The organism is Anaeromyxobacter oryzae (genome assembly GCF_023169945.1).
Taxonomy (GTDB): Bacteria; Myxococcota; Myxococcia; order Myxococcales; family Anaeromyxobacteraceae; genus Anaeromyxobacter; species Anaeromyxobacter oryzae.
Genome location: NZ_AP025591.1, coordinates 233,241 through 253,801, shown reverse-complemented (window position 1 = coordinate 253,801; position 20,561 = coordinate 233,241). Strand labels below are relative to the sequence as shown.

16 protein-coding genes are annotated in these 20,561 nt (G+C 73.9%); 1 reads left to right on the top strand and 15 read right to left on the bottom strand.

Going from position 1 to position 20,561, the window contains the following annotated elements:
* Window positions 1-34 precede the first annotated feature (34 nt).
* Window positions 35-1,027, bottom strand: a complete 993-nt coding sequence (locus AMOR_RS01055) for a hypothetical protein (protein WP_248357609.1) — start codon at window positions 1,025-1,027, stop codon at window positions 35-37.
* Between the two features lie 203 nt (window positions 1,028-1,230).
* Here AMOR_RS01055 and AMOR_RS01050 point away from each other — a divergent pair, with 203 nt between their 5' ends.
* Window positions 1,231-2,307, top strand: coding sequence for an HAD-IA family hydrolase (locus AMOR_RS01050; RefSeq protein WP_248357608.1), 1,077 nt, complete (start codon window positions 1,231-1,233; stop codon window positions 2,305-2,307).
* 91 nt (window positions 2,308-2,398) lie between these two features.
* On the opposite strand, the gene AMOR_RS01045 is transcribed toward AMOR_RS01050, so the two are convergent.
* From AMOR_RS01045 to AMOR_RS00980, 14 genes are all read right to left on the bottom strand, one after another.
* Window positions 2,399-9,040 carry a fibronectin type III domain-containing protein gene (locus AMOR_RS01045; RefSeq protein ID WP_248357607.1) on the bottom strand — a complete coding sequence of 2,214 codons (6,642 nt, stop codon included), beginning with the start codon at window positions 9,038-9,040 and terminating at the stop codon, window positions 2,399-2,401.
* A 60-nt stretch (window positions 9,041-9,100) separates the two neighbouring features.
* Entirely contained in the window at window positions 9,101-10,369 is a 1,269-nt protein-coding gene (locus tag AMOR_RS01040; RefSeq protein ID WP_248357606.1) for a pilus assembly protein TadG-related protein, read from the bottom strand.
* Between the two features lie 3 nt (window positions 10,370-10,372).
* Window positions 10,373-10,690 carry a hypothetical protein gene (locus AMOR_RS01035; RefSeq protein WP_248357605.1) on the bottom strand — a complete coding sequence of 106 codons (318 nt, stop codon included), beginning with the start codon at window positions 10,688-10,690 and terminating at the stop codon, window positions 10,373-10,375.
* A 17-nt stretch (window positions 10,691-10,707) separates the two neighbouring features.
* Window positions 10,708-11,532: a tetratricopeptide repeat protein gene (locus AMOR_RS01030; RefSeq protein WP_248357604.1), complete on the bottom strand. Its 825-nt coding sequence runs from the start codon at window positions 11,530-11,532 to the stop codon at window positions 10,708-10,710.
* Entirely contained in the window at window positions 11,529-12,491 is a 963-nt protein-coding gene (locus AMOR_RS01025; protein ID WP_248357603.1) for a type II secretion system F family protein, read from the bottom strand. Before AMOR_RS01025 ends, AMOR_RS01030 begins: the two co-directional genes overlap by 4 nt.
* Window positions 12,492-12,502: 11 nt before the next feature.
* Window positions 12,503-13,465 (bottom strand): type II secretion system F family protein, encoded by a 963-nt coding sequence (locus tag AMOR_RS01020; protein ID WP_248357602.1) that lies wholly within the window; start codon window positions 13,463-13,465, stop codon window positions 12,503-12,505.
* Window positions 13,466-13,468: 3 nt separating this feature from the next.
* Window positions 13,469-14,806, bottom strand: coding sequence for a CpaF family protein (locus tag AMOR_RS01015; protein WP_248357601.1), 1,338 nt, complete (start codon window positions 14,804-14,806; stop codon window positions 13,469-13,471).
* Window positions 14,793-15,953 (bottom strand): AAA family ATPase, encoded by a 1,161-nt coding sequence (locus tag AMOR_RS01010; protein ID WP_248357600.1) that lies wholly within the window; start codon window positions 15,951-15,953, stop codon window positions 14,793-14,795. Before AMOR_RS01010 ends, AMOR_RS01015 begins: the two co-directional genes overlap by 14 nt.
* Before the next feature lie 7 nt (window positions 15,954-15,960).
* Complete coding sequence (locus tag AMOR_RS01005) at window positions 15,961-17,421, bottom strand: type II and III secretion system protein family protein (protein WP_248357599.1); 1,461 nt, start codon at window positions 17,419-17,421, stop codon at window positions 15,961-15,963.
* A complete protein-coding gene (gene cpaB / locus AMOR_RS01000) occupies window positions 17,418-18,359 on the bottom strand; it encodes a Flp pilus assembly protein CpaB (protein WP_248357598.1) in 942 nt (313 codons plus the stop codon). Before cpaB ends, AMOR_RS01005 begins: the two co-directional genes overlap by 4 nt.
* A gap of 32 nt (window positions 18,360-18,391) precedes the next feature.
* Window positions 18,392-18,790, bottom strand: a complete 399-nt coding sequence (locus AMOR_RS00995) for a TadE/TadG family type IV pilus assembly protein (protein WP_248357597.1) — start codon at window positions 18,788-18,790, stop codon at window positions 18,392-18,394.
* Complete coding sequence (locus tag AMOR_RS00990; protein WP_248357596.1) at window positions 18,787-19,293, bottom strand: A24 family peptidase; 507 nt, start codon at window positions 19,291-19,293, stop codon at window positions 18,787-18,789. Before AMOR_RS00990 ends, AMOR_RS00995 begins: the two co-directional genes overlap by 4 nt.
* A gap of 77 nt (window positions 19,294-19,370) precedes the next feature.
* Window positions 19,371-19,550: a Flp family type IVb pilin gene (locus AMOR_RS00985; RefSeq protein WP_248357595.1), complete on the bottom strand. Its 180-nt coding sequence runs from the start codon at window positions 19,548-19,550 to the stop codon at window positions 19,371-19,373.
* A gap of 347 nt (window positions 19,551-19,897) precedes the next feature.
* A complete protein-coding gene (locus AMOR_RS00980) occupies window positions 19,898-20,425 on the bottom strand; it encodes a hypothetical protein (protein ID WP_248357594.1) in 528 nt (175 codons plus the stop codon).
* Window positions 20,426-20,561 lie beyond the last annotated feature (136 nt).

Below are 20,561 nucleotides of genomic sequence, written 5' to 3'. Positions count from 1 at the left end.
GCGAGCGCGGCGCGCCGCCGGTGCCGGGAGGAAGCTAGCGACGCGCCCGGGCCGCGAGCAGCGAATTCGGCGGTTGCCCGAGGCGGCGGGCCGCGAGCCGGGCGTCGACGACGTCCACGGTCGTTCGGACCTCGGCGAGCGCGTCCGGCTCGCAGAGCGCGCGCGCCTTCCCGATGCCGAGCTCGATGAGCGGAGCCAGCGCGGCCCCGGCGCCCTCCGGAAGGCCGAGGTACCCCTCCGCGAGCCGCCCCGTCGCGACGGCCAGCTGGTGGGCCGCGTCCGGCTGCATCAGCGCGAGCCCGTTCAGGAAGAGCGACTGCCGGAAGTCCGCCTCCGCGGCCACGACGAGGGCCTCGGCGCGGGCCCGGTCACCGGCGACGGGCGCGAGCACCGGACCGAGCGACTCGACGAGGAGCCTTCGGACGTCCGCGGTCGGGCAGAGCGCCGACTGCACCATCCAGGGACCGACCTCCGGGTCCGCCTCGACGAGGAGCAGGTCCACGGCGAGCTCGACGAACTGGTGGCAGACCTCCAGGAGCTGGGCGGGCTCGAGCCGGATCCCGCGCGCGGCGAGGAGCGGCTCGACCGCGGGCCCGATCTCCGCCGCCAGGAGCTGCGCCTTCGCGATGACGTAGCCCTCGCGGCGGCCCGCGACGACCCCGGCGACGTGGGCGGTCGCGTCGGTGCCCCAGGCCTCGTTGTGGGTCGCGAACCCGAGGGCGAACGCGCGCTCGTCGTCGGTGCGCGCGCGAGAGAGCGGCGCGAGGTTCGCCCGCGCGCTCTTCCGGTCGTGCAGGACGGCCGCGAGCGCCCGGCCTTCCCGCGTGAAGGTCGTGTTGAACAGGTCCACTGCGTTCGCGCCGTACATCCGCAGGCACAGCTCCCGCGGGCTCGCAGAGCCCGCGCTCCGGGCCGAGTGCAGCGCGATGTACGCGTGCCCGCCGGCGCTCCACGCGCAAGCGGTCGCCGGCGCGGCGCACGCGAGCGCCATCGCCAGCATGGCGTAGGCCTTCTTCCCGAACGACATGTCTTGATCCCCCGATCGACGGAATGCGATCGCCATGGTGCCTCCGGGGCAAGCGCCCGGCGCCGGCGACTCGGGTGCAGTCGAGGGACCCCATCCCCGCCGGGCCTTGCCTCGGGCGCGCGGTGCCCTCGAGGCCGTACCCCGCCGGGCGCGCGGCACCGGCGCGCGGGCTCGCGGAGGCCGCGCGGGTTAGGACCGACGCGATGAAGGTCGACCACGTCGGCATCGAGGTGCAGGACCTCTACGCGATGGAGCTCTTCTACCGGAGGGCGCTCGGGTTCGAGCCCGCGTACCGCTACGTGAGCCGGAACACGCCCGGGCTCCGGACGGTGTTCCTGCGTCGCGGCGGGGTCTCGCTCGAGCTGCTGGAGCGGCCGAGGGACGAAGCGTTCCTCGCCCGGCGAGCCGCGGCGCCCGACCACCTGTCGCTGGAGGTCGAGGACGTGGACGCGGAGCACGCCCGGCTCGCCGCGCTGGCGCTCCCCGGTGCGTCGCTCCGGCCGCCCCGGGACACCGGCGACGGCTACCGGGAGGCGGAGCTCCGGGATCCCGAGGGGAACGTCGTCGAGCTGTCCGTGCGGATCCGCCCGCCGCCGCCGATCCCCGTGCGCGGCGTGATCTTCGATCTCGACGGCACGCTGGTGGACAGCGAGGAGGTCTACTACGAGGCCGACCGGGCGGTGCTGGCGCGCCGCGGCGTGACGCTCACGCGGGAGGACAAGCGCCGGTACATCGGGCGGGGCAGCCTCGAGATGATGATCGACGTGCGCAGCCGGCACGGCCTCGCGGAGAGCGCCGCGGACCTGCTCGCGGAGAAGAACCGGGAGTACCTGGCGCTCGCCGGCGCGGGCACGCGCGTGTACCCCGAGATGAGGCGGCTCCTCGACCTCGTGCGCGCGCGCGGCGTCCCCGTGGCGGTCGCGTCGGGGTCGTCGCCGGTGGTGCTCGAGACGCTGCTCGACGCGCTCGACCTCGCGTCCGCGTTCGCGGCGGTCGTCTCGGCGGAGCAGGCCGGGCGCGGGAAGCCGGCGCCGGACGTCTTCCTCGAGGCCGCGCGCCGCCTCGGGCTGCCGCCGCAGGAGTGCCTCGTCGTCGAGGACTCGCCGTTCGGGGTGGAGGCCGCGAAGCGCGCGTTCATGTCGTGCATCGCGGTGCCGTACCTGCTCGACGCGCCGCTGCCGGACGCCTTCGTCATGGCGGATCTGCTGTTCCCGGAGGGGATGGCGGGGTTCGACGCGGCGCAGGCGTTCGCGTGGATCGAGGCGCGGCTCGCGGAGTGAGAAGCGGCCGCGCTGCGCCGCTCGTCCACTGCGGTCACGTCACGAGCAACCTCACCTTGGCGGATCGTCGCCACCAGGGCTTCGGCCCTGCTCAGGGGAAGGCGGCCGCGCCCGCCGCGGCGGTCACCGCCGCCGCGGTCGCCGCCGCCGTCGTCACGGAGCGCGTGCCCGAGTAGTAGCCGTACGCGCCGCCGCTGCTCCGAGCGCGAACCCGGTACCAGTAAGTCGTGGCTGCGGCGAGCCCCGTCTCCGTCCAGCTCGGGGCGGTGGCGCTGGCCACCTGCGCCCATGGACCGGCCGCCGACGTCGCGCGCTCGAGCGCGTAGATCGCCGCGCCGCCCGGCGGCGCGGTCCAGCTCACGGTGACCGAGGTGTCCGTCACCGCCGAGAACGTCGGCGTTCCCGGCACGCCGGGCGCGGTGACGACGCTCGCGGTGGTCGAAGGTGGACCGTCGCCGCCGGCGGTCGTGCCGCGCACGCGGTACCAGTACGTCGTGTTCGCCGCGAGCCCGGAGCTGGTGAAGGGCGGCGTCGTGTCGGCGCCGATCTGGGTCCAGGGGCCGCCCTCGGCCACCGCACGTTCGATCTCGTAACCGGTCGCGTTCGTCGCGACGGCCCACGTGACGCCCACCGACATCGCCGTGACGGACGTGAACGTGGGCGTGCCGGGCATCCCCGGGAGCGCGACGGCCGGGTCCGGCGCCGTGGTCACGGAGCCGGTCGGCGAGTACGCGCCCGCGGTCCCTGCCGCGTTCGCCGCGCGGAGCCGGTAGTGGTACGTCGAGTTCCCGGTCAGGCCGGAGTCGCCGAAGGAGGTCCCGGTGAGGTCCGTCGCGAGGATCGACCACGGGCCGAAGGGGCTCGTGCCCCGCTCGAGCTGGTAGGTCGCGGCGCCGCCCGCGGGCGGCGTCCAGCTCACCGTGAGGGCTTGCGCGGCGACCCCGCTGAACGTGGGCGCGGCCGGCGCCCCGGGCGCGGTCGTGACGCTCGCCTCCGGCGAGTACGGACCGTCACCCGCCGCGTTCGTCGCGCGGACGCGATAGACGTACGAGGCGTTCGGGGCGCGCCCCGCGTCCGTGTACGCCGTCCCCGTCCCCGAGACCACCTGCGTCCACGTCGTCGTGCCGGCGCTCGCGCGCTCGAGCCGGTAGCTCGTCGCGTTCACCGCCGGCGCCCAGGCGATGCGGACGGAGAACGCGCTGATGCTCGTGAACGTCGGCGCGCCGGGCGCGCCGGGTAGCGTCGTCTCGTCCGCCGCCGTCCTGACGGACGCCGCCGTGGATGGGAGGCCGTCGGCCCCGTCGGCGTTCGTCGCGCGGATCCGGTACCAGTAGACGGTCCCCGCCGCGAGACCCTGGTCGGACCAGCCGAGCGCGGTGACGCCGCGGGCGACGCCGACCCACGGTCCGCTCGAGCCGGCGGCGCGCTCGAGGGCGTAGCTGGCCGCGCCGCCCGCCGGCGCGGTCCACGCCAGCGACACGCTCGTCTGCGTGACGGCGGCGAAGCTCGGCGCGCCGGGCGCGCCGGGGAGCGTCGTCACCGGGGACTCGGGAGAGTACGGACCGGGGGTGCCCGCCGAGTTCGTCGCGGTGATCCGGTACGCGTACGACGTGTTGGGCGCGAGGCCGGAGCTCGTCCAGGACGTGGTGAGGAGGGAGGTCGCGACGTTCGTCCAGACCCCGTTCGCGCCCGTCGCCCGCTGCACGTTGTACCTCGCCGCGCCGGCCGCGGCCGCCCACTGCACCGTGACGGAGGTCGCCGCGATCTCCGTGAAGGACGGCGCGCCGGGCCTGTCCGCGAGCGTGATCACGGAGCGCACGCCCGAGTAGGCGCCGGCCGTGCCCGCGGCGTTCAGCGCGCGGACGCGGTACCAGTACGTCGTCCCCGCCGAGAGGCTGGACTCGGCGTGGGTGAGCGCCGGCACGACCGCGGCGGTCGTCCAGGGCCCCGCGCTCCCCGGCGCGCGCTCGAGCTCGTACGTCGTCGCGCCTCCGGCAGGCTCCGTCCAGCTCAGGGCCGCGGACGTCGTCGTCACGGAGCCGACCGAGAGCGTACCGGGGACGTTCGGGGCGGTGATCACCGGCGCGGTCGAGTACGGCCCGTCACCGCCGGTGTTCGAGCCGCGCACTCGGTACCAGTACGAGGTGTTCGCGGACAGGGACATGTCCACCCAGCTCTTCGCCGCGATGACCGCGATCTGCGTCCACGCGCCGGGGGCTCCGCCCGCGTCCGCCGCCCGCTCCAGCTTGTACGTCGTCGCCCCGGAGGCGTCCGTCCAGGCGATCGTGAGCGACGTGGCGCGCACGTTCGTGAACGTCGGCGCGCCCGGCGCAGCCGGGGCCGCGGCGGTCGTCCGGACGGAGGCGCTCGTCGAGGTCAGGCCGGCCGCGGCGGCGGCGTTGACGCCGCGGATCCGGTACCAGTACGTCGTGCCGGGCGAGAGCGTCGCGTCGACCCACGACGTCGCGGCCACCCCGTCGACCACGCGGGCCCAGGGCCCGGCGGCGGCCGTGGCCCGCTCGACGACGTAGCTCGCCGCGCCGCCCGCCGGCGCCGTCCAGGTCACCGTGACGGAGGTCGTGGTCACGTTCGAGAACGTGGGCGCTCCGGGCGCGTTCGTGAGCGTCGTGACGGTGCTCGCCGGCGAGTAGGGCCCGTACCCGCTCGCGTTGGCCCCGCGGACCCTGTACCAGTACGCGGTGTTGGCCGTGGCGGCGTCGTTGTAGTACGAGCCCGTGAGCCCCGCCGCGACGACCGTCCAGGGGCCCGACGGATCCGGCGCGCGCTCGACGTGGTACGTCGTGGCGCCCGTGATCGGCGACCACTGGATCGTGAGCGAGACGGTCGACACGCCGGAGAAGGTCGGGGCGCCCGGCGCGGTCGGCAGCGTGGTCACGGCCAGGATCGCCGACCAGCCGCTCGCGCCACCCGCGGCGTTCACCGCGCGCAGCCGGTAGTAGCACGTCGTGCCCGGCTGCAGCCCCGAGTCCGTCGCGCTCAGGGCGGTGGTGCCCGTCGCGACGGGGGACCATGGACCGTTCGCAGAGGGCGCGCGCTCCAGGTCGTACGCCGCCGCACCCTGCGCCGGCGCCGTCCAGAGGACCGTGATGGACGTGCTCGTCACGTCCGCGAACGTCGGCTTCCCCGGCACGTTCGGGAGCGTCGTGGCGCTCGCCGCGGGGGAGTACGCACCGTCGCCGCTCGCGTTCGACGCCCGGACCCGGTACCAGTAGGTCGTGTTGGCGAGGAGGGCCGTGTGCATGAAGGTCGTCCCGCTCGTGACGACGGCGACCGTGGTCCAGGGACCGGTCGCGGCCGGTGCGGTCTCGAGCGCGTAGCTCGTCGCGCCGGTCGCGGCGGGCCAGCTCACGGTCAGGGACGCCGCGTCGATCGCCGGGAACGCCGGCGAGCCCGGCGCGGGAGGGATCGTCGGGACCGACGCGGTCGCGTACGCCGTCCAGAGGCCGTCCGCGTTCGCAGCCCGCACGCGGTACCAGTACGTCGTGCCGGCGGCGAGGCCGGTGTCGGCGTACCCGAGGCCCGCGCCGGTCGTGAGGACGGTCCACGGCCCCGTGGCGCTGGTGCCGCGGCCGAGCTCGTAGCGGGTTGCGCCGCCCGCCGACGCGGTCCAGGAGACCGTCAGCGTCGAGGTCGTCACCAGCGAGAACGTCGGGGCGCCCGGCGCCCCGGGCAGGGTCGTGACGGAGGCGAACGCGGAGTACTCGCCGGTCCCGGACGCGTTCCTCGCGCGGACGCGGTACCAGTAGCGCGTGTTGGGCGCGAGGCCGGAGGCGTTCGTCCAGGTGGTCGCGGTGAGGCCGGACGCGACCTGGCTGAACGTCCCGGGCGCGCCGGCGCCGCCGTCGGGAGCCCGCTCGACCAGGTAGGTCGCGCCGCCCGCGGCGGCGGCCCAGGCGAGCGTCACGGAGCCCGCGCCGATGGCGCTGAACGTGGGCGTCCCGGGCGCGCCGGGGAGGGTGATGACCTGCGAGGTCGCGGAGTACGCGCCCGGGCCGGCCGCGCTCACCGCACGGACGCGGTACCAGTAGGTCGTCCCCGTCGAGAGCGACGCGTCGGGCGCGCTCGGCCCCGTCACGCCGGTCGCGACGCGCGTGAACGTCCCCGTCGCGGAGGTCGCCCGCTCGAGATCGTAGCTCGCGGCGCCGCCCGCGGGCGCGCTCCAGCTCGCGGTGAGGCTCGTGGCCGTGATCGCGGTGAACGTGGGTGCGCCGGGAGCGGCGGGGAGGGTCGACCCGGCCGCCGCCGGGGAGAACGCGCCGTCGCCCGTGGCGTTCGTCGCGCAGACCCGGTACCAGTAGCTCGCGTTCGCCGCGAGCCCGGTGACGGTGTGGCTGGCCGCCGTGAGGCCCGCCGCCACGAGCGTCCACGGGCCCGCCGCGCTCGCCGCCTGCTCGAGCCGGTACCCCGTCGCTCCGGCCACCGCCGTCCAGCTCACGGCGAGGGACGCGTCGCTCACCGTGGCGACGACGGGCGCGCCCGGCGCGGCCGGGCGCGTGAGCACGGACGCCGCGGCCGAGTACGTGCCCGGGACGCCACCCGCGCCGTACGCGCGGACGCGATACCAGTACGTCGTCGCCGCGCCGAGGCCCGTGTCGATCGCGCTCGTCGCCCCGATCCCCGCCGCGATCGCCGCGAAGGGACCCGAGGCGGCTGGGCCGCGCTCGAGATCGTAGCCGCTCGCGCCGCCCGCCGGCGCCGTCCAGCTCACCGTCACGCTCGTCGCGTCGATCGCTGCGAAGGTCGGCGTCCCGGGGGCGTCCGCGAGCGTCGTCGCGGTCGCCTGGGCAGACGCCGGGCCGCTGCCCGTCGCGTTCTCGCCGCGGACGCGGTACGCGTAGGTCGCGTTCGGCGCGAGGCCGGCGTCGACGTGGGTCGTCGCCGTCACGCCGGACGCGATCGCCGTCCACGATCCCGCGGGCGCGAGGCGCTCGATGAGGTAGCGCGGGGCGCCACCCTCCGGCGCGTTCCAGTTCAGCGTCACGCTCGTCGCCGTCACGCCCGTGAGGCTCGGGGCCCCCGGCGCGCCGGGGAGCGTGGTCACGCTGGTCGCCGAGCCGAACGTCCCGGCGCCGGCGCCGTTCAGGCCGCGGACCCGGTACCAGTGAGGTGTGTTCGGCGACAGCCCGCCGTCGTCGAAGGAGGTCGCGGCGCCCGCGAACACGACCTGGAACGCGCCGGGCGCGCCGCCCGCGTCGCCGGCGCGCTCCAGCTCGTGGCTCGTCGCGTCGGGGGCCGCCGTCCAGTCGACGGAGACCGAGGCGGTACCCACGTTGCGGTACGTCGGGACGCCCGGCGTCCCGGGGAGCGCCGCGGCGAAGCTCGCCGTCACGGACGCGCTCGCCGTCATCGTGAGCGTGCAGCTCGTCCCGGAGAGGGGCGTGCACCCGGACCAGCTCGCGAACGCGGAGCCCGCGCTCGCCGTCGCGGTGAGCGTGAGGGTCGCCCCCGTCTCCACGTCCGCGGAGCAGGTCGGCCCGCAGTCGATGCCCGGGGGAGTCGACGTCACCGAGCCGGCCGTGCCCTGGACGGCCACGTCGAGCCGCTCCGTGGTCGTGACGAAGGCGGCGGCGAGCCGCGCGACGCCCCCCGCGGCGACCCGGTGGACGGCGAGGTAGCGGCCGTATCCGGCGAAGGCGAGCCCCTGCCCCGGGGACGCGGCCGCGGCGTCGACCGCGAACTCCGCGCCGACGGACGGCGTGGCGCGGATGCGCGCGCCGAACGCGCCGGCCCCGGCGCGCTGGTACACTGCGAGGTAGCCGATGCCGTCGCTCGCGACCGCGAGCGGCGCGCCGGCGCCGGCGGCCGCGAGCGGGACGCCGGCCGGGTCGAGCACGCCCGTGTCGTCGAGGCGCGCCGCGGTCAGCTCCCAGGCGCCGCTGCGCGCGTCCCTCCACGCCACGAGGTAGCCGCCGCCGTTCGAGGCGACGACCGGGGCGAGCTGATCCTCGGCCGCCCCGGAGACGGTGGACTCCGGGGAGACCGCGCCCGCCGCGCTCACCCGCGCGGCGACCACGTCCGCGGTCCCGGCGAGCGGCACGTCCTCCCATGCGACGAGCCAGTCCGCGCCGTTCGATGCCACGCGGGGGCTGCGGTGCGCGCTCGCCTGCTGCGAGACGGCGACCCCGTCCGGGAGCGGAAGCGTCCCGTCCATCCGGACCACGGCGCCCATGATCGCCGGCGTCGCGGGATCGTTCCGGCCGTCCTGCCACACGACGAGGAACTCGCTGCCGAGCGCCGCGACCGCCGGGCGCTCCTGCGGACCCGGCGCCGGGCCCGCCGCGGGCTCCGAGACCGTCGACACGTCGAAGCCCGACGGGTCGAGCACCTGTCCGCTCGAGGACACGCGCGCCGCCCGGACGTCCCAGTCCGCGGGGCCGGCCTCGGCCCAGACGACGAGGAAGCCGCCCCCGCTCGCCGCGGCGACGGCCGGCGTCGCCTGCGCCGCGCCCGGCGCCGCCGGAGGCGCGAGCTGGAACCGCTGCGCGACGACGGTGCCCCCGGCGTCCAGGAGCGCGCCCCAGACCGTCGCGCCCTCCTCCCAGACGACGAGGTACGTCGCCCCGTCGAAGGCGACGTCGGGCGCCTGCTGGGGCGAGGGCCCCGCGAGCGCGGTGAGGTCCACGGGAGAGACGGTCTGGGCACGGCCGTCGAGCGGAACGGAAGACACGAGCAACGACGTCGCGCAGAGCGCGACGAAGGACGCCGGCCTCATTCGACCCCCTCTGTCCGCAGGGGCCCGGGTGCACGCGCTCGGGCCCGCCGCGATCCCCGATCAGCGCACCAGCCTCAACGCATAAGGTGAAGTCCCCGCCCAGAGGCATCCGACGCTCGTGGCCTTCGGGTCCTCCTGATCGCAGAAGAGCTGGATCGCGATGCAGAACCCGCCCTTCGATGCAGGGTCGAGCCTCAGTTGCTCGTCGTCGCAGATCTTCGTCATGGGCACCCTGTTCGGGGGGAGGATGTTGAAGGGCTCGCAGCGCGCGCTCACGACGCCCACCGTCGCCCACGTCACGATCTCGGCGGATTGGTTGTAGTGATCCGCGCCGCCGCAGGTGGTCTCGCTCTCCCCGGGGTAGACCACGATCGGCACCTGTCCGAGCCAGAGCGGGACGCCGTCGGCGTTCACGGCCAGGCTTCCGTCGCATGTGGACGAGGCGCCGTTGCCCGTATCCGCCTTCCAGCGAATCTCCTCGCAGACGTTCCGGGGCCCCTTGCCGTACGGGCAGATCTTGTCGCAATGAGTCGTCATCCCGTCCTGGCCGTCCTGGTTGTTGATCATCTCTCCGCGCTTGGCGCATTGCGCGCCGTCGCGAAGGATGTCGCAGGCGAGGCTCCCGTTCGCGGCATCCACTCCGTTCAGGCTCGTGATCCCGGCGGTGTCCTCCGGCTGGGGGCTGAGGCCGATGAAGTATCTGCTCCCGCAGCGCAGCTGGTTGTTCGCGAAGATGCAGCCTTTCCGGAGCACGAACGGAAGATCGCAGGATTGTTGACTGCATGGGCCGCCACTCAATGCGATGGCCTCGGCGTCGACCTCCTGGGTCCCGGAGTTCCCGACGAGCCGCCCGAACACGACCGGCACCTCGCCGCCCCCGGCTCCGCCGGCCGCCCCGACCCTGGCCGCGACGACCCGGACCGCATTGATGTTCGCCGCGTCCGCGGCCGTGGTCCCGCTGATCGCGCAGAACCGGTAGCCGTCCGGGTTGGTCGCGCCGGCCTGGATCCCCCCCACCTCGCCGCAGGTGTGCCCGGGCTCCACCCACGCCCCGAGCTCGACCGTCCTGGGCTCCACGTCGTACCTGTCGGTCGGGTGGGCCCGGGCGTAGTTCTCCGCGTCGGCGCGCGCCCCCGCGAGCTCGAAGTTGTCGTTCGTCCCGTTCAGCCGCTTCGCGCCCGCCAGGGCGGCGGCGTCCGCGCCGTTCTGGAGCTCACCCCGGACGGCCAGCAGGTGGCCGACGTCGAGGGACAGCGCGACGAACCCACAGAGCAGGACGAGGACGATGGCGACGACGACCCCGGTCGATCCGTGCTCGCCAGAGCGCATGGCTCACTCCCTCGGGACGGAGGGCGCGGGCCGCATCGGCTGCTCGCGCGACGGCGGAGCGACGATCACGTAGGGCTCGGGGGTCACGTTCACCCGGCCGTTCTTCGGGACGAGCGTGCTCCGGTAGTTGTCCGTCGTGATCGCCGCCTCCTGCGCGTCGAGGCCGCTCACCGCCGCGGCCGGCTGGCCGGTTCGCTGCGCCTGGGCGGAGAACGCCTTGACGTAGGACTCGGAGTGGTGAGCCGAGAGGTGGCGGTCGCCGGAGCAGGCGGCGACGCCGAGCGCGAGCGTGAGCGAAAACGACAGCGGGATGGTCCGCATGGTCCCCTCCAGTTGGTTCATGCGCCCGGCGGCGTGCCGGCCGCCGCGGCCGGCGTCGCGGCCGACGGCGACACGTCCGGCGGGATCTCGCGGCCGAGATCCTTCGCGACGCGGGCGAGGTTCTTCCGGGCGGCGGCCGCTCCCGGGTCGAGGCGCAGCGCCTCGACGTAGAGATCGTAGGCCTGGGGGAGCGCGGCGCGGCGCTCGTAGGCCCAGCCGAGGTTCGTCTTCGCCTCGGCGGGCGTCCCGCCGTAGGCGAACTGCTCGGCGGCGTGGGTGAGGTCCCCGACCGCCGCCAGCGCGAAGCCCAGGTTGTTGCGGATCCGCGGGTCGGCGGGGGCCGAGCGGGCCGCTCGCCGCAAGACCTCCACGGCTTCCCGGGCGCGCCCGTGGGCGAACAGCGAGAACCCCAGGTTGTTGAGGTACGCCGCGGTCGTGGGCTCCAGGTCCGCGGCGCGCCGGTGGTGCTCGAGCGCGTCCTCCGCGCCGTTCCGGGAGTCGTACAGGACCGCGAGCGCCGAGTGTGCCCGGGCGGACTTCGGGTCGAGCCGGACCGCCTCCTTGAGGTCGCCCTCCGCCTCCGGATACAGGCCCTGCTCCCTGTAGATGATCCCGCGCAGCAGGTACCCGTCGGCCCGCTTGGGCTCGGCACGGCAGAGCGCGTCGGCCACCGCGAACGCCCGGGCGTAGTCGCGGCGCGCGATCAGCTCGCCGGCGAGCTCGCGCTGCGCGCCGACGACGTCGGGGCGGGGCCCGCCCGCCCCGGCGCAGGCGGCGAGCAAGACCGCGAGGAGCATCGGAGCCCCGCGGGCGAGGCGGGTGGTCCCGGAGCGGCGGCTCATCGTTTGCCTCCCAGCCACGGCAGCAGCTGCTGCGCGATGTTGATGATCGCCGGCCCGACGATGATCGCCATGAGGCTCGGCAGGATGCAGAGCACCAGGGGAAGCGTCATCTTGACGCCGACGTACGCCGCCTTCTCCTCGGCACGCTGCATGCGCCGCACGCGGATCCCCTCCGCCTGGACGCGCAGCGCGATCGCGACGCTCGTGCCGAAGATCTCCGTCTGCGTGAGGGTGGCGGAGAGCGACTTGAGGTCGCGCACGCCCGTGCGCGCGGCGAGTCGTCGGAACGCCTCGATCCGCGGCATGCCCGCCTTCACCTCCAGGAACGTCGTCCGGAACTCGCCGGACAGCTCCGGCCAGGCGAGCCGGATCTCGTCGGCGACGCGCTGGAGCGCTGCGTCGAGCCCGAGCCCCGCCTCGACGCAGGTCACGAGGAGGTCCAGGGCGTCCGGCAACGCGCGCTCGATCTGGGTCTGCCGGCTGCGGGTGCGCGACGAGAGCCACAGGTCCGGCAGGTAGAATCCCGCCGCGAACACGACCACGCCGACGACGAACACCGGCTCGATGTGGTCGGCCTTGCTCGCGTTGTACAGGAGCAGGGCACCGAGGAAGCCCGTGGGCAGGGCGATCTTCGTCGCGAGGTAGGCCGTGACCGAGCTCGCGCCGCGGATGCCCGCCTGCTGCAGACGCGACTCCAGCCTGACGAGCTCCTCGCGCCGCGACGGCCGCGCGAGCCACGCCACGGACGCCAGCGCGCGGCGAAGCGCGCCGGCTTGCGTCGGCGTGGCGGGCACCGCCTGCGCCGGCGCGAACGGGCTCGCGGTGCCCTGCGCAAACTCGGCGAGCCGTGTCGCGAGGGCGTGCCTGCGAGTCCGGAAGGAGGCGAGGCCGAGCACCAGCGCGGTGAAGGCTGCGACGGCGAGGGATGCGATCTGGAGCGCGAGCGGGTCGAGGTGCACGGCGTCCTCCGTCAGATGTCCACCCGCGTGAGCATGACGAGCCAGACCACACCGATGAGCCACATCCCGGCGGCGAACGCGAGGATGAGCTGGCCCGTGGGGGAGAGGAGGACCAGGAAGTACGTCGGGTTGACGATTCGCAGGATGAGCGCCATGAGGATCGGGAGCGCGCCGAGGATGATCCCGGACGCACGACCCTCTGCGGTGAGGGCGCGGAGCTTGCCGTAGAACCGGTAGCGGGCCCGGATCGTCTCGGCGATGTTCCCGAGGATCTCGGCGAGGTTGCCGCCGGTCTCGCGCTGGATCACCGCGGACACGGCGAAGATCTTGAGGTCCCGGTTTCCGGGTGCGCGCTCCGTCATCTGGACGATCGCGGAGTGGACCGGGAGCCCCAGCCGCTGCGACTCGAAGGCGCGGCCGAACTCGATCGACACCGGGTCGGGCATCTCGGTCGCGACGATCTGGAAGGCCGAGGTGAGCGCGTGCCCGGCGCGGAGCGACCGGGACATCATGTCGAGAGCCTCGGGGAGCTGCTCGCTGAGCTTCCGGCTCCGGCTCGTCCGCGCGAGGACGAGGAGCAGGTAGGGGACCGCCGTGGAGGCGAGCCCGAACATGACGCCCAGGAGGAGCCCGAGGCGCAGTACCGCGGCGACGGCCACGCCGGCGCACAGGGCGAGCGCGGTCAGGGAGAACAGCTGCGCGACGGTCAGCCGGGAGTCCGCCTGCGAGAGCAGCTTCTCGGCCCGGATCGCGAGCGGCACGTGGCGCAGCAAGGCGTCGAGCCAGGGGGTCGCCGCCAGCCGGTCCCTGCGGAGGAGCGTCGCGCCGGCGCCGGAGCGATCGCCGGCGACGGCCTCGAGGCGGCGCTTCAGCTCGTCCCGCCGCCGCTCGCGCGACCAGCGGACGAGCTGCCGCGTCCCCTCGAGCACGCCGATGCCGATGACGCAGAACAGGATGACGAGGAGCTGGCGCACGGCTCAGGCCCCGAGGACGGGTTCCAGGACGGTGGCGAGGTCGATCCCGAAGCGCTCGATCCGCGAGAGCACCTTCGGCCGGACGCCGGTCGGTCCGAGGTGGCCCAGGACCTTCCCGTGCTCGTCGACCCCGCGCTGCTCGAACTTGAAGATCTCCTGCATGACGACCACCGGCCCCTCCATGCCGGTGAGCTCGCTCACGCTGGCGAGGCGGCGGACGCCGTCCGTCCCGCGGCTGAGCTGGACGATCACGTTCAGCGCGCGGGAGATCATCTGGCGCGCCGCGGTCTCGGAGAGCGTGATGCCGGCCATGCCGACCATCGCCTCGATGCGGGTCAGCGCGTCGCGCGGCGAGTTCGCGTGGATCGTCGTCATCGAGCCCTCGTGCCCCGTGTTCATCGCCTGGAGCATGTCGAGCACCTCGGCGCCGCGGACCTCGCCGACCACGATCCGGTCCGGGCGCATGCGGAGCGCGTTCCGGACGAGATCCCGCGCGACGATCTCCCCCTTGCCCTCGATGTTCGGAGGGCGAGACTCGAGGCGGACGATGTGCGGCTGCTGGAGCTGGAGCTCCGCGGAGTCCTCGATCGTGACGATGCGCTCGTCCTCCGGGATGAAGACGGAGAGCGCGTTCAGCATGGTCGTCTTGCCGGTGCCGGTGCCGCCGCTGATGAGGACGTTCAGCTTGGCCCGGACGCACGCGGCCAGGAACGAGAGCGCCTCCCGGTTGATGGAGCCGTGGGCCAGCAGGTCGCGCGCCGTGAGCGGCGATCGGCCGAAGCGCCGGATCGAGAGGATCGGGCCGTCGATGGCGAGGGGAGGGATGATGGCGTTCACGCGCGAGCCGTCCTGCAGGCGCGCGTCCACCATCGGCGAGGTCTCGTCGACGCGGCGGCCGACGCGCGACACGATCCGGTTGATCACCTGCATCAGGTGGTCGTTCGAGTCGAACCGGACGCGCGTGAGCTCGAGCTTCCCGGCGCGCTCGATGTAGACGGTCTCGCCGGTGTTCACGAGGATGTCCGAGATGCTGGGGTCGGCGAGCAGCGGCTCGAGGGGCCCGAGCCCGGTCACCTCGTCGAGGATCTCCTGGATGAGCCGCTCGCGCTCGAGCTGGTTGAGCGGGACGCCCGAGCTACCCACCATCCCGCTCACGATCCCGCGGAGATCCGCGCGCAGCCGCTCGGACGGGAGCTTCTCGATCGCCTTGAGATCGAGGCGATCGATGAGGCGCCGGTGCAGCTCCGATTTCACCTCGCGGAAGGACTCCGGCGCCGCCTCCGGGCCCGAGGGCTCCGGCGTGCTGCCCGGGCCTTGCCGGATGCGATCACTGAGCCGCATGGCCCATCCCTCTGGCGAAGAGCCGCTTGAGGAGCGACGGGCGGGTCTCGGCCTCGTCGGCGGGGGCACGTCCCAGGAGCGCCGCGAGCTGCTCGACTCCCTTCGTCGTGGCCGAGCGCGGCGCCTCCTCGAAGAGGAGCTGCCCGCGGTTCACGGCTCGGATCACCGCAGGGTAGTCGTTCGGGACCGTCGCCGCGATTGGCAGGCCCACCGTCTCGGAGACCACCGCCGGCGTGATCTGCAGCCCCTTCTGGAACCGGTTCACGATCAGCTTCAGCTTGTCGTCGGCCCCGAGCCGGCGGAGAAGGTCCACGCAGCGGCGCGCGTCGCGGACCGCCGGCACCTCCTGCGTCACGACGAGCATGATCTCGTCCGCCGCGTCGAGCGCGGCGACGGACACCTCGTCGAAGCTGCGCAGGCCGTCGAGCACGATCGCGCGGTAGTGCTGGCGCAGGAAGCGCAGCATGCTGCTCAGCAGCGCCGGCTCGATCCGGTCCGACTCCTCGATCCGGTGCGACTGCGCGATGACGCGGACGCCGGAGGCGTGCTGCACCAGCGTCGAGTCGAGCAGCTGGCGATCGAGCCGCCGCATGTTCGCGATCACGTCCAGGATGGAGTAGCCGCCCTGGAGGTCGAGGAACGCGAGCACGTCGCCCATGTTCAGGTTCAGGTCGATGAGGCAGGTGCGGTTCCCTCCGCGCTGGAAGGCTCCCGCGAGATTCGTCGCGAGCGTCGTCCCTCCGACGCCGCCCTTCGCCGGGAACACGGCGTAGATCCGGCTCGCGTCCGCGGACCGGTTCGGCTTCACCTGGTCCCGCAGCGCCCGCGCCAGCTCCGCGTCGTCCCCGGCGAGCACGAACTCCCGGGCGCCGGCGCGCATCGCGTGGAGGATGAGGTCCGGGTCCTTGGTCAGCCCGAGCACGACGACGCGCACGCCCGCGCTGGAGAGCTCCCGGACCACCCGGAACCCGCGCTCCGGATCACCGTCGAGGCTCACCACCGCGGCGGACGTCGCGCCGTTCCTGGCCGGGGCCGGATGGCCGCGGCCGTCGCCGAGCGGGACGATCTCTGCGTCCTGGAACTCCGAGCGGAGCCGCGCCTGGATCGCGGGCCGGACGCCTGACATCAGGATGGTCGCGGATTGCATGTCACCCTCAGCGCGAGAAGCCGCGGGCGCCGGAGGGCCCGCCCTCGATCGTGGCGGGCGTCACCCGGGGCGTCCCCGGCGTGCCGCCGCCGTCAGAGCCCAGCAGGAAGAACTCGAGATCGTTCGGGTTGTTGAGCTCGCGCTCGCTCGGGAGCGGAGGAAGCTGGTGCGGCGCGACCGGCTTCGCGAGGCGCGCGGTCACGACGACGAGGAGCTCGGTCTCGTCGCGCCGGTACTGCGAGGAGCGGAACAGGGCGCCGATGATCGGGAGGCTCCCGAGCCCGGGGACCTGCTCGACGTTCGAGCGCACCTTGTCGGAGAGCAGGCCGGCGATCGCGAAGCTCTGGCCGTCGCCGAGCCGGATCGTCGTCTCGCTGTGGCGAGTGGAGAGGCCGGGGACCGTCGTCCCGCCGATCGTCACGCCGAGCGACTGATCGATCTCGCTGACCTCCGCGGCCATGTCGAGGTGGATCGTGTCGCCGGCGATCACCGTCGGCGTGAACTCGAGGAGGATGCCGAACTTCTTCCACTCGACCGAGATCTGCCCGAACGAGCCCCCGAGGGGGATGGGCAGCTCGCCGCCCGCGAGGAACTTGGCCTGCTGCCCCGAGAGCGTCACGAGGGTGGGCTCGGCGAGCACCTTCGCGAGCCCGTTGGACTCGAGCAGGCTCAGCATGGCGGAGAACGGGAACTCCGGGAACGAGGAGACGAAGAGCGAGAAGCCGGTATTGAACTGCGGGACGTTCACGTCCGGAGGCATCCCCGGGGCGGCGAGCCCGCGCGGCCCGGTGCCCGGGATCGACGGGTTCTGGGAAGTATTGAGGAAGTCGCCGGGGTTGATGCCGCGTCCCGTCATGCCGGCGATGACCTCGCCGTTGGTGGACTTGTGGAAGAGGTTCACGCCGATCTGCCGCACCCCGGAGCGCGAGACCTCGGCGAACCGCACCTCGAGCTGCACCTGCTGGTTCCCGGCGACCTTGATGAGGTTCGCGACCTGCCTCGCGTGGAGGCGCGCGACCTCGACCACCCGCTCCGGGACCCGGACGTCGGACACCTCGCCGGAGAGGATCACGAGCTCGCCCGCGCCGGTGACGGCGATGCTCTCGCCGGGGAACAGCTCCTTCACCTGGCGCCGGAGCGCCTCGAGGCTCTTCGTCACCTGCAGCGAGATGACGAGCGGGTCGTTGTTCCGGTTCCACAGGGTGAGGTCGGTCGTCCCGGCGCTCCTCGCGGTCAGGAGGAGCTGGGTCGGCGTCACGACCTTCAGGTCGGCCACGGAGGGATCGGCGACCGCGACGCGGCCGATCTCCTCCGAGAGCACGAGCAGCCGGTTCTGCCCGGACTCGAGCGCGAGCTCGGCGGCCGCGCCGACGGAGCGATCGATGCGGAGGGTCGGGACGGCGGCGGGCGTGGCCGCGATCGCGGAGGTGGCGACGAGGAGGAGCAGCGCTGCAGCCCAACGTCTCATGGATGGGTCTCCTGCGCCTCGAAGGCGCGCTTCTCGTAGAGATCACCCCGCAGGATCTCGATCACCTGCTTGTTCGGCGCGGCAGCCGCCGCCGGCACCACCGCGCGCGGCGCCGGGCGGCCCGCGGGCCGGTGCGCGGCGGCGACGACGGGGGGCGGCTCCGGCGCGGCGGTGGCGAGCAACACGGGTGGCGTGATGCCCCGCGTGTCCGCGTACAGCTCGTCGGTCAGTCCGCGAAGCGCGAGGAGGATGTGACCCTTCGAGGCCGAGAGCGCGAGGCGCTCCGCCTCTTCGCTCGTCACCGTGAGCGTCGCGACCGTGACCGGGACCGCTTCCCTCGCATCCTTGCCGCGGTGCTCGATGTCCTTGCCGACCGCGAGCACCTTGATGTTCTGGAGGACGATCTTCGACACGAACGGCGCCTCCTGCCGCGGCTGCATCGTCACGATGACGTCCACGTGATCGCCGGGGTGGATGAACCCAGCGACGCCGACGACCTCGTCGACGCGGACCGCGACCGCGCGCATCCCCTCGGGCACCAGCGTCGCGAGCCCGCTCCGCGCGCCGGCTCCGCTCGCGAGCTTCGCGGAGAGCACGGGCTCCCCGCGATACACGGTGACGACGCAGACCTGGTTGACGAGCGCCGCCGGATCGGCCACGGCGCCTTCCGGGCGGGCGGTGGCGGGCCAATCCACCTGCTGCAGCCACTCGGCCTTGATGGGCGTCGCGATGGGAATGTCGACGGCCGCGACGACGATCCGGGTGGTGGGCACCCGGGCGGCAGCGACGCGGGCGTCCATGTAGCGCGTGAGCAGCGCGGCGGCCGCGATCGCCGCGACGACCGCGAGCGTCAGGAGGACGATGCCTCGGACCGGCACCGACTTCTTGTGCTTGCCTGGCGGAGGCTGCGGTTGCGTGTCTTCGGATCGAATGGCCATGGCTTCCCCAGCTCCGCGTCAGCGGGCGTGACTCACTTCCGCATCTCCGCGTAGGCGACGATGTCGTCCGGCATCAGCAACCTCATCAGCCCCGTGACGGATCCGCCCACGTGGTAGGTGATCCGGACGCACGACGACTCGGCCCTCGGACAGGTCGTGTCGATCTCGGCCGTCGCGGCGCGCGGCGTGGCGAGCGAGTTCTCGAGGTACGTCCGCGCGGCGGTCTCGGCCTGCGTCGCCGCGTCCACGCCGTCGGGGAACTGGAGGGTCCCGACGCGCGCGCCCTCGCGGGACGCGTTCACCACGACCGCCCGGGTGAAGAAGTAGTAGCCCCAGTCGATCGTCCCGCACAGGAGCGCGACGAGGACGGGAAAGACGAGCGCGAACTCGACGGCGGCTGCCCCCTGCTCGCTCCAGCTCCTCCGGCTCATGACGCTCCTCCCGAGAGGACCGCGTACGCTGCGCCCGCGGCGATCGCGACGCCGTACGGCACGGTCAGGCCGCGCCGAGCGGTCGCGAACCTCGACGCGAGGGCGGCCGCGAGGGGTGACGTCGACGGTGCGAGGCTCGTCCCCCGCGCCCCCTTGAGCGCGACGGAGATCGACAGGACTCCGCCCACGAGCGCCGTCGCCAGCAGGAACCTCGGCAGCCCCTCGGTGCCGACCCACGCGGCGGCCGCGGCTGCCAGCTTGAGATCGCCTCCACCCATCATCCGGAGCTGCCAGGGCACCCAGAGCAACGCCCCCGTGATCACCGCCGCCGCCAGGCCGGCGCCGACCCCCGCGCCGCCGTGCGCGACCCCCTGCGACGCGAGGCCCGCAGCGAGCACCGCGAGGCCGAGCGCGTTCGGGATCCGCCTGTACAGCGCGTCCGACAGCGCAGCGGCGATGAGCAGCGCTCCGCAGAGCGCGGCGATGACGGTCGGGTAAGCCAAGTCCCCCTCGGCTCTCCAGGTTCCGGAGACTGCAGTGCGGAGGCCCGGACCTGGCGGCCCGGGCCACGGTACCGTTGCTACGGCGCGACGCCGCCGGTCGTCAGCTGACCAGAGACGTTGGTGAACGCGGTGTTGAGCTGCTGCCCGAGCGTGTAGACGATCCCCACGATCACCGCCGCGATCAGCGCCACCATGATCCCGTACTCCACCGCCGTCGCGCCTTCCTCGTCCTTCCACAGCCGCATCAGCTTCGTCATTTGTTGCCCCCTCCGGCCCTCGCCGGATTCGATCACCGTTGGTGAACGAGACTATCGGTGTCGATGTGCGGCACTGTAAGGGTCCACCCGGTTGCGCGACTAGCCCGCTCGATGGGTCCCCTCATCGAGCCATCACGCGCGCACGGGACGTCACTCCGTCGCGTTCGACGGAGGCGCGCCGCGCGGGTGGAGCGTCCTTCCTCGACAGGTGCGTCCGCGCGCCGCGAAGTTCACGCCGCGGCTGCGGCGAACGCCACGATCGAGGAGTCGGGAGGTGGCCGGGTGTCGCGGCCGCACGCTACCGGGGCGTCGCGATCACGGGACGGCCCGCGCCGGCGCGCGACGATTTACCGCCGGCCGCCGGAATCTCCCGACCCCGCCGCCGCCTCGATCCGCGCCGCCTTGTCAGGCGCGAGGCGCTGCGCGAGCGCGAGCCCCATCTCCACACCCGGCTCGCTTGCCGCGTCCCGGCGATGCTCGGTGAGATCCTCGTGGATCTTCGTGAAGGCCACCCGACCGTCGGGTCGCGCCTCGGCGCGGTAGCGGATTCCGGCGAGCCAGCCGGTCTCGAGCGTCCGCGTCCCGTCCTTCGCCGTCTCGGTCTCCCGAGCCTTCGACGTCAGCCGGTCGTAGAGGTTCACCGACTGTCCGACCAGCTCCGCATCCTTGCCGGCGAGCGGATATCCGCGGTCGGCGAGCAGCCGGATGACGGTCGTCCAGACGGTGTCGAGCGGCTGCTCGTAGCGGATCCCGTCCAGCTCGCGCGCGAGCTTTTCCTGGCGCGCACGCTCGGAGCCCGGACCCACGCAGGCGAGGACGGCGGCGGCGAGCGCGACGGAGGCGAGGGCGGCGGCGGACGGTGCGGGGCGGGGCATGGAGGCCTCCTCTGCGGCACGAACGCCGGACTCTAGCGCATCGCGCCCCGTTCGCCCTCCGGAGAGGTGTCCGGTCGCTCGCCATGCCGCCGCGGTGCGGCGAACCGCCCGGGGCGCTCCGGCGCCAGGAGCGTCC

Bases quoted from the DNA above. Each gene is read 5' to 3' on its own strand.
- AMOR_RS00985 (WP_248357595.1), bottom strand. From the start codon at position 19,550: ATGACGAAGCTGATGCGGCTGTGGAAGGACGAGGAAGGCGCGACGGCG.
- AMOR_RS00980 (WP_248357594.1), bottom strand. From the start codon at position 20,425: ATGCCCCGCCCCGCACCGTCCGCCGCCGCCCTCGCCTCCGTCGCGCTC.
- AMOR_RS00995 (WP_248357597.1), bottom strand. From the start codon at position 18,790: ATGAGCCGGAGGAGCTGGAGCGAGCAGGGGGCAGCCGCCGTCGAGTTC.
- AMOR_RS01055 (WP_248357609.1), bottom strand. From the start codon at position 1,027: ATGTCGTTCGGGAAGAAGGCCTACGCCATGCTGGCGATGGCGCTCGCG.
- AMOR_RS01035 (WP_248357605.1), bottom strand. From the start codon at position 10,690: ATGCGGACCATCCCGCTGTCGTTTTCGCTCACGCTCGCGCTCGGCGTC.
- AMOR_RS01010 (WP_248357600.1), bottom strand. From the start codon at position 15,953: ATGCAATCCGCGACCATCCTGATGTCAGGCGTCCGGCCCGCGATCCAG.
- AMOR_RS01050 (WP_248357608.1), top strand. From the start codon at position 1,231: ATGAAGGTCGACCACGTCGGCATCGAGGTGCAGGACCTCTACGCGATG.
- cpaB (WP_248357598.1), bottom strand. From the start codon at position 18,359: ATGGCCATTCGATCCGAAGACACGCAACCGCAGCCTCCGCCAGGCAAG.
- AMOR_RS01005 (WP_248357599.1), bottom strand. From the start codon at position 17,421: ATGAGACGTTGGGCTGCAGCGCTGCTCCTCCTCGTCGCCACCTCCGCG.
- AMOR_RS01015 (WP_248357601.1), bottom strand. From the start codon at position 14,806: ATGCGGCTCAGTGATCGCATCCGGCAAGGCCCGGGCAGCACGCCGGAG.
- AMOR_RS01045 (WP_248357607.1), bottom strand. From the start codon at position 9,040: ATGAGGCCGGCGTCCTTCGTCGCGCTCTGCGCGACGTCGTTGCTCGTG.
- AMOR_RS01040 (WP_248357606.1), bottom strand. From the start codon at position 10,369: ATGCGCTCTGGCGAGCACGGATCGACCGGGGTCGTCGTCGCCATCGTC.
- AMOR_RS01030 (WP_248357604.1), bottom strand. From the start codon at position 11,532: ATGAGCCGCCGCTCCGGGACCACCCGCCTCGCCCGCGGGGCTCCGATG.